The 14,661-nt window shown below is 70.0% G+C and carries 9 protein-coding genes and 1 pseudogene; 4 read left to right on the top strand and 6 right to left on the bottom strand.

Going from position 1 to position 14,661, the window contains the following annotated elements; all coding sequences use genetic code 11:
- Window positions 1–260 precede the first annotated feature (260 nt).
- From WMF39_RS14310 to WMF39_RS14300, 3 genes and pseudogenes are all read left to right on the top strand, one after another.
- On the top strand, window positions 261–6,533 hold the full coding sequence (locus WMF39_RS14310) for an AAA family ATPase (RefSeq protein WP_437746055.1): 6,273 nt from the start codon (window positions 261–263) through the stop codon (window positions 6,531–6,533).
- Entirely contained in the window at window positions 6,530–8,551 is a 2,022-nt protein-coding gene (locus WMF39_RS14305; RefSeq protein ID WP_437746054.1) for an ATP-binding protein, read from the top strand. Before WMF39_RS14310 ends, WMF39_RS14305 begins: the two co-directional genes overlap by 4 nt.
- A gap of 45 nt (window positions 8,552–8,596) precedes the next feature.
- A pseudogene (locus WMF39_RS14300) lies at window positions 8,597–8,740 on the top strand (sigma factor-like helix-turn-helix DNA-binding protein); the annotation flags it as partial.
- A gap of 40 nt (window positions 8,741–8,780) precedes the next feature.
- Here WMF39_RS14300 and WMF39_RS14295 read toward each other — a convergent pair.
- From WMF39_RS14295 to WMF39_RS14270, 6 genes are all read right to left on the bottom strand, one after another.
- On the bottom strand, window positions 8,781–9,776 hold the full coding sequence (locus WMF39_RS14295; RefSeq protein WP_437746053.1) for an aldo/keto reductase: 996 nt from the start codon (window positions 9,774–9,776) through the stop codon (window positions 8,781–8,783).
- Window positions 9,777–9,873: 97 nt separating this feature from the next.
- A complete protein-coding gene (locus WMF39_RS14290; RefSeq protein WP_437746052.1) occupies window positions 9,874–10,632 on the bottom strand; it encodes an SDR family NAD(P)-dependent oxidoreductase in 759 nt (252 codons plus the stop codon).
- A gap of 347 nt (window positions 10,633–10,979) precedes the next feature.
- Entirely contained in the window at window positions 10,980–11,219 is a 240-nt protein-coding gene (locus tag WMF39_RS14285) for a hypothetical protein (protein WP_437746051.1), read from the bottom strand.
- Window positions 11,216–12,457: a hypothetical protein gene (locus tag WMF39_RS14280; protein WP_437746050.1), complete on the bottom strand. Its 1,242-nt coding sequence runs from the start codon at window positions 12,455–12,457 to the stop codon at window positions 11,216–11,218. The genes WMF39_RS14285 and WMF39_RS14280 overlap by 4 nt, the downstream gene beginning before the upstream one ends.
- A 209-nt stretch (window positions 12,458–12,666) precedes the next feature.
- The gene (locus WMF39_RS14275) at window positions 12,667–13,497 is read right to left on the bottom strand and encodes a hypothetical protein (RefSeq protein WP_437746049.1); all 831 of its coding nucleotides are present in this window, start codon (window positions 13,495–13,497) and stop codon (window positions 12,667–12,669) included.
- Between the two features lie 69 nt (window positions 13,498–13,566).
- On the bottom strand, window positions 13,567–13,713 hold the full coding sequence (locus tag WMF39_RS14270) for a hypothetical protein (protein WP_437746048.1): 147 nt from the start codon (window positions 13,711–13,713) through the stop codon (window positions 13,567–13,569).
- A 225-nt stretch (window positions 13,714–13,938) separates the two neighbouring features.
- Here WMF39_RS14270 and WMF39_RS14265 point away from each other — a divergent pair, with 225 nt between their 5' ends.
- A complete protein-coding gene (locus tag WMF39_RS14265) occupies window positions 13,939–14,367 on the top strand; it encodes a hypothetical protein (protein WP_437746047.1) in 429 nt (142 codons plus the stop codon).
- Window positions 14,368–14,661: the final 294 nt, after the last annotated feature.

Genomic DNA, 14,661 nt, shown 5'->3' with positions numbered 1-14,661 from the left:
TCCTGGACGCGGCAGAAGATGCACCGCTGGGTTGAGCGGCATGCCTCGTGATTATGTTAAAACCCTTATCGAACAGTCCACCAGGGAACCGAGTGGGAGCTTGAGCTCGATGAAAGCTCCTGTCGCGGCGCGCGAGCGGGCGGGGGGCGTGGGCAGCGCCAAGCCCCGGTGGTGCGGCCCAATCCCTGTGCCAAGTCTCCCCTCGCGCATATACTTGGTCGTGTGAGCTGCCTTTCACTGGCGAGCGAGCAGGGGTGTCGATGATCGTCGGGACAGGCTATGCCCTCCGCGAGAAGATCGAGGAGACCGCCGATTTCAGCCTAATCCGCGCATGCCGCGAGGGCGAGGACGTCCCGGTCTTGCTGAAGGTCCTGCGCGCGGAAAGAGCGACTCGCGCCGAGGTCGCGCGCTTCAAGCACCAGTGCGAGCGCATCGCGCAGCTCGCCTCACCCCGCCTCGTCGCGCTGCGTGGCGTCGAGGAGCTCACCGGCGCCCTGATTGTCGTTCTCGAGGACTTCCCGGGCCGCGATCTCGCGCGGATCCTCGCCGCGCGCCCGTCGTGCAGAATGCCGATCTGCGAGGCGCTCGATCTCGCGGCCGCGCTCGCCGAAGGCCTCGCCGCGGTGCACGCGGCGGGGCTCATCCACCGCGATCTGCGCCCGCACAACGTGCTCGTCGGCGCGTGCGGCGAGGTCAAGATCACGAGCTTCGGCGTCGACGCCGAGATCACCCGCGCGCACGAACGGCTCTACGCGCCGGCGGTGATCGTCGACGTGCTGCCCTATGTCTCCCCCGAGCAGACAGGCCGCATGAACCGCGGCGTCGACCACCGGACGGACCTCTACGCGCTCGGCGTCATCCTTTACCAGATGCTCACGGGTCAGCGCCCCTTCGAGGCCCTGGACCCGATGGAGCTCATCCACGCGCACCTCGCCCTCGCTCCCGCGCCGCCGTCCCGCGTCGACCCGTCGATCCCCGAGGCCATCTCCGGCATCGTGCTCAAGCTGCTCGCGAAGAGCGCCGAGGACCGTTACCAGAGCGCCGAGGGCCTGCTCGCCGACCTCGACCGCTGCCGCGAGGCCCTGCGCGGCACGGGGACTATCGAGCCCTTCGTCGCGGGCCAGCGCGATCGCCAGGACCTGTTCCGGATCCACCAGAAGCTCTACGGCCGCGAGCAGGACATCGAGGCGCTCACCGCCGCGTTCGAGCGCGCGCTCGAGGGCAACCGCGAAATCGTCCTCGTCTCCGGCTACTCGGGCATCGGCAAGACCTCGCTCGTGCAGGAGATCTTGAAGCCGCTCGCGCGGCAGAAGGGCTATTTCACGAGCGGCAAGTACGACCAGTACAACCGCAACACGCCCTACAGCGCGGTGATCCAGGCGTTCGATGGCCTGGTGCGGCAGATCCTCACCGAGAGCGAGGCGCGCATCCAACGCTGGCGGCGCGCGATCCTCGAGGCGCTCGGGCCGAACGCGCAGGTCGTCTGCGACGTCATCCCCTCGCTCTGCCATGTGATCGGCGCGCAGCCGCCCGCGCCGGCGCTCGGCCCGCTCGAGGCGCAGAAGCACCTGAACCGGTGCTTCTTGCTGTTCGTCTCGGTGTTCGCGCGCGGTGCGCACCCGCTCATCCTGTTCCTCGACGATCTGCAGTGGATCGACCCCGCGAGCCTGGGGCTGCTCCGCACGCTCGTCGCCGACGACTCGCTCGAGGCGCTCTTCTTCTGCGGCGCCTACCGCGACAACGAGGTGTCGCCCGGGCACCCGTTCGTCCGGGCCATCGAGGAGCTCAAGCACGCCGGGCTCGTCGTGCGCGACATCGTCCTCGCCCCGCTCGCGCGCCCGCACCTGCTCCAGATGCTCTCGGACAGCCTCAAGCGCGACGACTGCGGGCCGCTCGTCGATGCGGTGCAGAAGAAGACCGGCGGCAACCCGTTCTTCGTCAAGCAGTTCGTCCGGTCGCTGCACGACCACGGCGTGCTCACGTTCGCAGCCGGGTCAGGCTGGCGCTGGGACCTCGCCAGGATCGACGCGCTCGCGTACACGGACAATGTCGTCGACCTCATGGTGCGCACCATCGCGCGCCTGCCGCCTTCGACCGTGGAGGCGCTCAAGCTCGCCGCGGCGATCGGCAACCGGTTCGAGCTCGACATGCTCGCCACGGTGAGCGAGTGCTCGCCGGAAGAGGCGTACGGCCGCCTCGATCCCGCCGTCGGCGAGGGGCTCGTGCTCGCCGGGCGCGAGGGCTACCGCTTCGCCCATGACAAGGTCCAGGAGGGCGCCTACGCCATGATCCCGGAGGCGGACCGGCCCGCTTTTCACCTCCGCATCGGCCGGCTGCTCGCAGGCAAGCTGGACCTCTCCGAGAGCCAGAGCCTCTTCGACGTCGTCGGCCACCTGAACAGCGCGGGCGACCTCGTGTCGGACCCCGCGGAGCGCCTTTCCCTCGCCCGCATGAGCCTCGACGCCGCCTGCCGCGCCGAGGACTCGGCCGCCTTCGGCGCCGCCCTGCGCTACCTGAAGCTCGGCCTCCTGCGCTTTCCGGAGGACGCCTGGACGTCGCAGTACCCGCTTCGCCTCGAGTACGCGATGAAGACGGGCCTCATGCTCTCGCTCTCGGGCCAGCACGACGACGCCCTCGCGGTCCTCTCCGACTGCCTGGAGCGGGCCGCGAGCCGGCTCGATCGCACTGAGGTGTTGCGGCTCAAGATGAACGTGCAGGTGCTCAAGAATGATCTGCCCGCTGCGCTCGCGGAGGGACTCGCGGCCCTGCGCCCGTTCGGGCTCGACCTGCCCCTGTTCCCCGACGAAGCCATGGTCGACGCCCAAATCCGGGCGACGATGGCGCTCGTCCGGGAAAAGACGCTCGAAGCGCTGTCAGACCTGCCGCCGCTCGCGGACCCGGAGATCCGCGCCATGCAGGATGTGCTCGAGGAGCTCTTCCTCCCCTGCGGGTTCTTGAGCCCCAACAACCTCGGCATCACGGTCGCGAAGCTCGTCGAGAACACGCTCCGCCACGGGCTATCGAAGCACGCGATCTTCGGCTGCATCAACTTCGGGACGTTCCTCTGCGGCCGCGGCGACATCGAGCTCGGCTACCACTTCGGCCGCGCCGCCATCAACCTTTCGGAGCGCTACCCGGACAAGAAGTCCGAAGCGATACTCCGCAACATGTGGGGCTCCTACGTGCAGCACTGGAGGGAGGGTTACCCCGCCTGCCAGAAGTCGCTGCTCGCGGGGATGCACGTCGGGCTCGAGACGGGCCAGTACATCTGGGCGTTCTACACCACGGTCAACGCCATGATGAACAGCCTCCTGCGCGGCCTCCCGCTCTCCGACCTCCTCGCCGAGGCGCAGAGCTACCGGCCGATATGCAAACTCGACAGGGGCAACGCCATCACCTGGATGGTCGACGCGGTCGTACAGATGGCACACCAGCTCTCGGTCGAGACCGCGCACCCGGCCAAGCTCAAGGGCGCGTGGATCGACATCGACGAGGTGATCGAGGAGGCCCGCCGGATGGGCAACGTGCTCTCGCCTCCCTCCGCCCAGACGTACATCGTGATCCTCGGCGTCTTCCAGGGCGCGTTTGAGGAAGCGGCGCGCATCGCGCTCTCGCTGGAGATCGAGATCCCGACCGTGGCGGGCTGGCTCGGCATCCCCGCGTGCCATTTCTACGCCGGCGTCGCGCTCACGCAGGCGGCGGACGTGGTCTCCCCGGACGAGCGCGCGCTCTTCCTCGCCCGCGCGGAGCTCTTTGCTGAAAAACTCTCGCGCTGGGCGGACCTCTGCCCGGAGAACATGGCGCACCGCAGCGCCCTGCTCGGCGCCGAGCTCGAGCGCATCCGCGGCGACGCGCGCGCGGCGTGGGTTCGCTACGACGAGGCGATCGCCCTCGCGCAGCGCGGCGGCTACCTCCACGACGAGGCGCTCGCCAACGAGCTCGCCGGCCTTTCCTTCCGCGCGCTCGGCAAGACCACCATCGCCCGCACCTACCTGACGGAGGCGCACAGCGCCTACGGCCGATGGGGCGCGACCGAGGCGATGCGGCGCCTCGAGCGCGCGTACCCCGACCTCGTCCCCAGCGAGATCCTCCGCGGCGCGACGGGCCCGGAGGCGGCCGCGCCCGCCCGCACCGCGCTCGACCTCGGCTCGGTGCTCGAGGCCTCCCAGGCCATCTCGGGCGAGATCGTCCTCGACCGCCTGCTCGACGCGCTCATGCGCATCCTGGTCAAGAACGCCGGGGCGAGGCGGGGCTGCCTGCTCCTCGCCCGCGCCGAGACCCTGTTCTTGGCTGCCGAGGCGCGGGCGGAGGGGGCCCAGATCGAGGTGCGTATTCCCCACGAGCCCGAAGCCTCCCCTTCGGATCTGCCGGCGTCCCTCCTCAACTACGTCCGGCGCAGCCGGGAGAAGGTGATCCTGGACGACGGGACGGCACGGAATCCCATCATCGCCAGCGACGACCTCTATCCGTACCCCAGATCCGCCCTCTGCCTGCCCATCCTGCGGCAGGCGGAGCTCGTGGGGCTGCTCTACCTGGAAAACGACCTCGTCGCCGGCGCCTTCACCCCGGACCGGCTTTCGGTGCTGGAGCTGCTCTCGGCCCAGGCCGCCATATCGATCGCCAACGCCACGCTCTACGCCGACCTGCTCCAGGAGAACAGCGAACGTCGGCGAGCGGAGCAGGCCGTGCGGGACAGCAAAGAGCTGCTGCAGTCGATCGTCGACAACTCGACAGCGGTCATCTACCTCAAGGATCTCGAGGGTCGTTACCTGATGATCAACCGGCGCTACGCCGAGCTGTTCCACATCGGTGAGCAAGCGATCGTCGGCCGGACCGACTACGATGTCTTCCCCAGGGAGCGGGCCGATGCCTTCCGCGCCGTCGACGACGAGGTGCTGGCCACCAGAACGGCGCTGCAGGCCGAGGAAGAGGCTCCCCAGAGCGATGGGCTGCACACCTACATCTCTCTCAAGTACCCCCTGTGCAACGCGGCGGGGCAGCCCTATGCCGTCTGCGGCATTTCCACCGACATCACCGAGCGCAAGCAGGCTGAAGCGGAGCGCCAAGCCCGCAAGACGGCCGAAGCCGAGAGCCGTGCGAAGACCGAGTTCCTGAGGAACGTGAGCCACGAGCTGCGCACGCCACTGAACGCCATCCTCGGCTATGCCCAGATCCTCAAGCGCTCCCGGGGGCTCGAAGGCCGCGAGGCGACGGGGCTGAATACCATCCAGCAGAGCGGCCAGCACCTCTTGACCCTCATCAACGACCTCCTGGACCTGGCCAAGATCGAGGCGGGCAAGCTCGATCTCTGCCCCGAACCGATCCATCTCTCGACCTTCGTCACGGTCGTCGCCGCCATCATCCGCGTCAGGGCGGAGCAGAAGAGCCTTTACTTCGTCTTCGAGGTCACGCCCCACCTGCCCCAGGCGGTGCTGGCCGACGAGAAGCGCCTGCGCCAGGTGCTGCTCAACCTGCTGGGCAATGCGGTGAAATTCACCGACCGGGGGCGGGTGCGCTTCGGGGTGCAGGGCCTGGCCCAGGACGGGGCCACGGCGCGGCTGCGCTTCGAGGTGGAGGATACCGGGGTCGGAATGACGCCGGAGCAGCTGGCCAAGCTCTTCCAGCCCTTCGAACGGGTGGGGGATGTGCGGCGCCGCGCCGGGACCGGCCTTGGGCTGATGATAAGCCGCCAGCTGGTGCACCTCATGGGCAGTGAGATTCACGTGCAAAGCCGGCCCGGCGAAGGCAGCCGCTTCTGGTTCGAGGTGACCCTGCCAGTGGCCGAGATCGCAGCACCCCTCCGGCCCTCCGAGCGGGACGCCATCGGCTACGAGGGGCCGCGCCGGAAGGTGCTGGTTGCCGAGGACGTGGTGAGCAATCGGGCGGTGCTTCTGGACCTGCTGAGCGGCCTGGGCTTCGAGGTCTGCGAGGCGGCCAATGGCCAGGAGGCCATCGAGCAGGAGATGGCGGCGTCGCTGGATCTGGCGGTGATGGATCTGGTCATGCCGGTGATCGGCGGGCTGGAAGCCATGCAGTGCATTCGTCGCAATCGCCAGGCTCGGGGGCTCGCGCGGCTGCCGTTCATCGTCGTCTCCGCGAGCGCCAACGAGGAAGACCAGGCTGAGAGCATTGCCGCCGGTGCCGACGCCTTCCTCGCCAAGCCGATCGACCGGGAGAGCCTGCTGCGGATCATCGGCGCCCAGCTCGGGCTCACCTGGGTCTATGGCAGACCGGCCGAGGAGCGAGCCGGGGACGGGGAGGGCGCGGAGCTCCTGGCGCCGCCCCGAGAGGAGATGGAAGTCCTGCATACCCTGGCCCTGAAGGGCAACATGCGCGACATCCAAAAGCGGGCGGCCTACCTGACCACCCTCGACGAACGCTACCGCCCCTTCGCCGACCGCCTGCATCGCCTGGTGCAGGGCTGCCAGTCCAAGGCGATCCGTAGCCTGGTCGAGGAGCACCTGCAGGGGGTGGAGCCGAAGGCGAGGCTGGGGCTGGAGCCGCGGCGCATCGGGGGCGACCAGCGACCATGAGCAGCGCCACAGCGTCCGGTGCTCGCACCCGCACTATCCTGATCGTGGATGACATGCCAGCCAATCTCAACGTGCTGGTGGATAATCTGGAATCGGTGGGTCATGAGGTGCTCATCGCTGAGGACGGTGAAGAGGCTTTGGAGCGGGCCCGCCTCATGCAACCCGACCTGATCCTGCTGGACGTGGTGATGCCGGACATCGACGGTTTCGAGACGTGCCGGCGCCTGAAAGCGGCTGAAAGCACCCGAGACATCCCGGTGATCTTCATGACCTGTCTTACCGATGCGGCTGACAAGCTCGAGGGGTTCAAGGCGGGGGGCGTCGATTACATCGCCAAGCCATTCGAGATTGGAGAGGTGATCGCGCGGGTCACGACGCACCTCAGCTTGCGCGAGGCGCAAAAGGAGCTCGAAGAAAAGAACGCGGAGTTGCAGCGTACCCATCAAGAGCTGGAACAACGGGTGCGAGATCGCACGGCCGAACTGGCCAGCTCGAACGCCGCTCTCCGCGAGAGCCAGCATCTGCTTCAGGCCATCGTCGACAACACGACCGCCGTCGTCTTCGCCAAGGACATCGAGGGTCGCTACATGCTCGTCAACCGCGGGTTCGAAGAGCTCTTCCAGACGCGCCGCGAGCAGGTCATCGGCAAGACCGACCACGACGTCTTCCCACGCGAGCAGGCCGATGAGTATCGCGCCAACGATTTGCTCGTCCTGCAGCAGAATCGGGCCATCGAGCTCGACGAGCTGGCCCCCCAGAGCGACGGCGTGCGCACGTACATTTCCCTCAGGTTCCCGCTCCGCGGCCCCGCTGAAACACCTGAGGGCATTTGCGGTATCGCGACCGACATCACCTCCCGCAAGCACGCCGAGGACGTGCTGCGCCATTCCTACTCGCTCCTCGAGGCTACGATCGAATCGACGGCGGACGGCATCCTGGTCGTCGACGGCGCGAAGCGCATCGTGCGTCATAACCACAGGCTCGCGCAGATGTGGCGCATTCCCACCGATGTCCTCGCCAGCGGATCGGCCGATGTGTTCCTCGCGTTCGCCGGCGGCAAGCTCCGCGAGCCCGAGGTATTCCTGCAAAGCGTCCGTGACCTGTATGCCGATCCCGAGGCGAGCGCCTTCGATACGTTCCCGCTTCGGAACGGGCGGGTCTTCGAGTGTTATACGCAGCCCCAGCGCCTCGGAGGGCGCGTGGCCGGGCGGGTCTGGAGCTTCCGCGACATCACCGCGCGCGTGCGCGCCGAACAGCAACGCGATCGGCTCCTCCTGGACGAGCGGCGCGCGCGCGCGGCGGCGGAGGAGGCCATCCGCCTGCGGGACGAGTTCCTCCTCATCGCCTCGCACGAGCTCCGCACCCCGGTCACCACCCTGCAGCTCTCTATTCAATCGCTGGGGCAAAGGCTCTCGCGGGGCATGAACGGCGAGCGCGTGCGATCGGCGGTCGCCCTCTCCGGCCGCCAGATCAAACGCCTCGCCCACCTCATCGACATGCTCCTCGACGTCTCCCGGATCCAGGCGGGGAGGCTCGAGCTGAACCGGGCGCCCGTCGATCTGCGCGAGCTGGTCGCCGAGATCGTCACCCACCTTGGCGACCAGTTCGCGCAGTCGGGCAGCACGCTCGCTGTGCGCGCGGAGCAGCCGGTCACAGGCTGGTGGGACCGGTACCTGCTGGAACAGGTCGTGACCAACCTCCTGACCAATGCCATCAAGTTCGGGGAACGCGCGCCGATCGAGATCACCATCACCGCGGAAGGTGGGGTCGCACGGCTCTCGGTGACGGACCACGGGATCGGGATCCCGGCCGAGGTGCGGACGCAGCTGTTCGAGCGATTTCGCCGCGGCGTCTCGTCGCGGCATTATGGGGGGCTCGGGCTCGGCCTCTATATCACGCGCACCATCGTCGAGGCGCACGGCGGACGAATTAGCCTGTCGAGCGAGGTCGGCCTGGGCTCGACCTTCTGCGTCGAGCTGCCGCTGTCGACCGAGGGCGCGGGGCGCCACTACGCATAGCCAGGGCGGCCGGAGCCGGGCGGCTCGCGCGGCTGCTCGGGCTACGGCGAGCAGACGCACACGCTCGCCGAGATCGAGGGCATGTTCTCGGTGAGCCGGGAGCGGGTCCGGCAGATCGAGGAGAATGCCCTGAGCAAGCTCAGGACGCTGTCGCGCCGGCAGGCGCTCGACACGCCGCTCGGGGGTTGAGGCGGTCCGCTCTCGTACCGAGGGGGCTTCCGGCGCGGGCTCAGCGCGGCGCGTCGCCGCGGCGGAACTCCGCGGTCGCGTCGTCGAGCCGGGCCTTGAGCTGCGGATCGAGCGAGAGCTCGGCCGCGGAGAGCGTCGCGTCCAGCTGGTCTGGCCGGCTGGCGCCGATGATGGCCGACGTGACGGCCGGGTTGGCGAGCACCCACGCCACGGCGACGGTCGTGAGCGACTGGCCTGCTTCGGCGACGATGCTCGCGAGCTTCTCGACGGTCGCGAACGCGCGCTCGTTCCAGTAGCGCTGCTGGTAGTTGGACGCCGCCGCGCCGAGCGTGAAGCGGGTGCCCGGCGTGGGCTCGCCGCGGCGGTGCTTGCCCGTGAGGAACCCGCCGGCGAGCGGGTTGTACGGGATGACGCCGAGGCCCTCCTCCTGCGCGAGCGGGAGCAGCTCGCGCTCGATCTCCCGGAACAGCAGCGCATAACGCGGTTGCACGGACACGAACCGCGCGAGCCCGCGCACGTCGGCGCGGCCGAGCGCGCGCGCCAGCCGATATGCCAGGTAGTTGGATACGCCGATGTACCGCGCCTTGCCCGAGCGAACGACGATGTCGAGCGCCTCCAGCGTCTCGTCGATCGGCGTGTCACGATCGTCGGAGTGGAGCTGATAGAGATCCACGTAATCGGTGCCGAGCCGGCGCAGGGAGGCGTCGATCGCGTCCAGGATGTGCTTGCGGGAGGCGCCCTGATCCCACGGGTTCGGGCCGACGCGGCCGACGCACTTGGTGGCGAGGATGAAGCGGTCTCGCTTGCCCTTGAGCCAGCGGCCGACGATCTCCTCGGTGCGCCCGGCGGCCTCCAAACCGCCGCCCAGCGGATACACGTCGGCCGTATCGAGGAAGTTGACGCCGGCGCCAGCGGCCTTGTCGAGGATGGCGCGGGAGGTCTCCTCGTCCGTCTGGAAACCGAACGTCATCGTGCCCAGGCACAGGCGAGAAACGGTGAGGCCGGTACGGCCGAGTCGGGTCGTCGGGATGCTCATGATCTTCCGTTGGTGCTTTGGCTAGGTTGCTCGTGGCGTCGCGCTGGCGCGGTCGCCTCCCGCTCCCGCATGGAGCGCGGGCCCGTCGGTTCGGGGCTCAATAATAGATCGGCCCGACGCTTCCGCCGCCCGCAACGACGGCGTCGCCATTGATCGCGACGCTCCTCGGCGAGGCGAGGAACGCGACGACCCACGCGACCTCGCGGGCGTCGACGATCCGGCCGATGCTCACCGAGGCGGCGATATCCTTCTCCGGCTCGGGCCGGACGCGCTCGGTGCGGGTCGCGCCGGGGTGCACGACCGTGACGTTGATCCCCTTCGGGCCGAGCTCGTCCGCGAGGTTCTTCGTGATCGCCGCCACGCCGACGTTGCGCAGGGTGGCGACCGGGCGGCCGGCCTTGCGCACGGCGAGCCCGCCGATGTTGATGATGCGGCCCCAGCCGTTCGCGATGAGGTGCGGGGCGACGGCGCGCGCGGTCCGCAGGTAGCCCACGACCTTGATGTTGATGTCCTCGATCACCTGCGCGTCGACGATCTGGTCGAGGCGCGTCGCGGTCGAGATCCCGCCCGGCACGGCCGCGTTGTTGACGAGGATATCCACTCCGCCCAGCGCGGCGAGGGCGCGCTCGACGAGCGCGTTGACCGAGGTCTCGTTGCCGGTGTCGACCACCAGCGGGACGACGCGGCGGCCCGTCTCCGCCGAGAGCTCCGCGGCGGTCGCCTCCAGCTTGTCCTTGCCGCGCGCGGCGATCACGACGTCGGCGCCTTCCCGCGCGAGCTCCCGCGCGATCGCCTTGCCGATACCGCGGCTGCCGCCGGTGACGATGGCCCGCTTGCCGGTGAGTTCGAGATCCACGATCAGCTCCTTCCATCGGCAGACACGAGGTCGTGTGTCTTCTCGCGCCGAGGGAGCCGCGCCAGAGCACGTTTCATTCCACCCGGTGCTTGCCCCGTGTTCGCAGAGGGGATGGCGCGCGCCGGCGCCCGCCGGGCGCTGCTGGCGGTGCCGCGCGCGCCGGCACGCCGGGCGGCGTGTCTGCTTCGCAGGCAGCAGCCTGCTGGCGCCGTGCTGCGGGTGGAGCAGCTCGCCCATCGCCGAGGCGCGCGGAGCGAGCGCGCGGCGCGAGGGCGCCCTGCGCGAGCCCGCCGAGGCGGCGCAGGCTGCCGCTCAGCGCGGCGGCGAGCCGTCCGAGGGGGCGCGGGTCACCGTGACCGGAGCCGGTCGACGACAGCGAGCACGCCCGCCGCGATCGCGAGGATCGGCGCGAAGATCACGCCGCCGAACCACGCCAGCGCGTAGGCGACGCCGAGCAACGGATCGCCCCCACCGGCGGGCGGGAGCGTGCCGCTCAGCACCGACACATGCTCGCGCAGGCCGAGCATGTGGCAGGCAGCGAAGGCCGCGATGAGCATCGCGGCGCCGAGGGCCAGCTGTCGGCTCACGGGGCACCTCCCGCGCCGGCGATCCGTTCCCAGAGCGGGCCGAAGCTCAGCGCGTAGAGCAGCGCCGCGTCGCCGACCTGGTTGCTTGCGGCGTACCGCAGCCGGTCGCCCTCGCGGATCGGGAACGCCGCGAGGTCGAGCGAGGTGAGCAGCCCCCCGAGGTACGGCGCGTCGCCGAAGGCCGCGGCGCCGAGCAGCGCGAGGCCGCTCGATCCGGCGCTCGCCCCGACGAGCGGCACGATCGGACCCGAGTCCACGTCCTCCGGGCCAGCCCACGAGCGGGGCCACTCGCGCGCCCAGCCGAAGCCGAGGAGCTCCGCCCCGAGCTCGCGGCGCGCCCGCGCGTACTGATCGCGCGCGAAATCAGGGTCGATCAGGAGCAGCGCGTGCGCGACCAGCCAGAGGGACGACCCCTCCGGGCCGTCCAGGATCCTGCCGTCGTGGGTGTAGCTCGACACGAGCAGCCCCGTCTTCGGGTCCAGGAGCCGGGCGCGCGCCGCCGCGAGCCAGCGGCGGCCGAGATCGAGGCCGCGGCGCTCGCCGTGCAGCGCGTCGGCCATGCGCATCGCGGAGAGGGCGAGCGTGTTGCAGAAGGTCCAGCACTCGTCGGGGTAGCTCTCGGCCGACAGCACGGGGCTCCGTTCCATGCGGGACCGCATCTCGGCGACGCGCGCGTCGAGCTCGGCCTCGTGATCGGCGCGGCGCGCGACCAGGGCGCGCGCCCCCAGCATGAGCGCGATCTCGCCGTCCACGAAGAGGCTGCGCCCAGGCTGCTGCACGAACGGCCGCCGCGTGGCGTACGGCATCATGAAGTGCAGCATCCCCCGCTCGCGCTCGATCGCGAGGGTCTCGTCGACGATCCGGTCGATGACGGCGAGGTGGCGCGCCTGGGCGCCCGGATCCCGCAGCGCGGCGTTGGCCAGGCCGAGGACGAGGAAGGTCCGTCCCATGAAGTCCCACTCGGCGTTCGCGGCCCGCATCCGCGCGAGCGCCGCGTCCTGCGCGGCGCTGTCCTCCTCCCAGAGCGAGAGCTGATGCGCGAGCAGCGCCTGGCCACGCGGCGAGAGCGCGCCCGAGGCGCGGTGCTCGCCCGGCTCGCTCCGGAAGAAGAGGTGGAGGCACGGGAGCCATACGGCCGTGGCGACCAGCAGCGACAGCGCGGCGGCGCCGAGCCGGCGCAGGCGGCCCGCCGCCGCAGGGCGAACCACGACGCCGGCGGTGGAGGAGAGGTCGGTCATGGGACGGAGCGTGGCGCGGCGCCGTGGCCGGGCTGCGCGCGAGATGTGGCGGATCGGAGGAGGCTCCGGGGATTTTCTCACCGGATGGCCGATCTCGCATACGGCGCTGATGGGGAGCGCTCTGGCACGCCGCCGCCCTTCGAGGCGGGCGGCCAAGATCCTGAGGGGCGCTCGCTTCCAGGAATTCGAAGCGGAGGGGCGCGTGAGCCTCATCGTGAATCAGATGGAGGAGATTCTGACGAGCCTGGCTGCGGACGCCCGATAGGGCCGGGCGGATCCACGGGGGCGCCCCGGCGGAAGAGCCTCCGCATGACGGCGCGGGTCATGGCGAGGAGGTTATCGCTGGTGAAGCGGAACCAGAAGCCGGCGTAGCAGCCGTTCGTGCGGAAGCCGGGGTTGGCCGCGGCGTAGCGCCGCGCGGCCGGGCGCTCGAAGTAGCGCGGCGGATACCGGCTCACCGTCTCCTCGGTCATGAAGATGTTGACGCGGAAGAGGCCAGTCTCGTCGTCGACGTGGTAGTTGCTCTCCCTGGCGAGCCTGAAGAACGCCTCCCGCACCGCCTCGTCCTCCGCGGCGCCCCGGCGCTTCGGATCGAAGAGATCGTAGCGCGCGAGCGCCTCGGTGATGGAGACGAACCCGAAGAGGCTGGCGATCGAGAGCCGGTAGAGGCGGGTCCGCGGCGCGCGGCGCTTCGTCTCGAGCAAGAACAGGAGGCCGGAGACGAGGTGCAGCCCGCGGGTCCGGAAGTCCGGCGAGATCCTGAGCTTCCCGCCGACGATGGCCCGGCTGCGGGGCAAGGTGAGCGGCGCGGTCTTCCAGAACTGGAAGCCGACGATCGCCCCGGTGTCGGCGCGGCGGAAGACGTGCACGACATCGTTGGTCCTCGCGTGCACGCAGAAGTGCCCGAAGTCCTCGGCCATGAGCGCGTTCGAGAGGGCGTGGAGCTCGCGCAGGCGCGGCTCGGTGAAGTCGCGCCGCTCGACGGTCTCGAGGCGGACGGCGGGGCGCAGCGGGGAAAGTCGTAGAAGGAGGTTCAACATGGAGGGCTCCGATGGCTCCGGGATGACCCGACTCCGCGGCGGGCGACCGCCGCTCGCGTGGTCGCGGTATCACGCCGCGGCCCTGACCACGATCTCGGGGATACGCGGGTCGCGGAGGAGCAGCCATGCGTCCATCAGGCCGTCGACGAGCAGCGAGGTCATGAACGGCGAGCCCCCGTGAGGGCCGTCCCCGCACTCGCCGGGATCGCGGCGCACCCCGCGAGGAGAAGGACGGGCAGGCCGCGCAGAAGGAGCGCCAACGCGAAGGGACCGTGGCGCGTTCGCTTGCGGTCGTGTGGGATCGACATCGGCCGAGCGTCGCCTACGATAGCCGGGATGCCGCGAGAGCGTACGGAATTCGCTTTTCTCTGATCCTTCGCCAGGCTCGCGGTCGTCGGTCTCGTGGGCTGCGCCCCGACCCGGCCCCCCGCGGCGCCGCTCATGGACTCGCCGGGGATCAGCACGGCAGAGCGACTTCCCTTCCAGGCGCGGCCCGGCGAGTTCTTCGGCCGGCTCCACCACGGTGAGCGCGAGGAGCCGCGGCTCCCGTGCCGGATCACGGATCCTGGCGACGGCGGGCGGCGGCTCGCGAGCCTCGAGGAGCCGCGGCGCATCGAGGGGGCGCTGACCCCGATCGATCACCGCAGCTTCCGGTTCGAGGGCGCGTTCGCCCCGGAGCCGGGCGCCGCGGCCGAGGCCGTAACGGCCACGTTCGAGGCCGTGGATTACCACCTGTATCGCGGGGCGATACGCGCGGCGGGCAGCGAGACCTGGGTGACGCTCGAGCACCTGCCCACGCCGCAGGACCTCGCGGGCCAAGGAGCCGCAGCGAGGCCCGGGGGGCGGCCGGGGAGCGCAGAGCAGCGCTAGCTCGCTCGTTCCGACTGGCGCCTCTCCGCGAGCCCCGGCCGACCGGGCACCTCATCAGGACGGCAAGCGACAACGGGGGCGTGACCGCACCCAGGCTGCCGATACCAAGCCGAATGCAGCCCCTTGTGTGCAGGGCGCAAGACGTCCATCGCCTGAAGCTCGATCCATCATCTCCCATTTTCATCGAATCCCCAGTTGGCACGAACGGGAAACAACACCCACAAACGCCACGAGACCTTTGCCCTCGACGCCTGTCGCCGGCTCACGACCCGCACACGAGCAGCTCACCCGACG

The sequence above is a fragment of the Sorangium sp. So ce1504 genome, assembly GCF_051521635.1.
In the GTDB taxonomy this organism is placed as follows: Bacteria; Myxococcota_A; Polyangia; order Polyangiales; family Polyangiaceae; genus Sorangium; species Sorangium cellulosum_B.
Note: the sequence above shows the minus strand (reverse complement) of the source record. Positions and strands in the feature narration are given on the sequence as shown.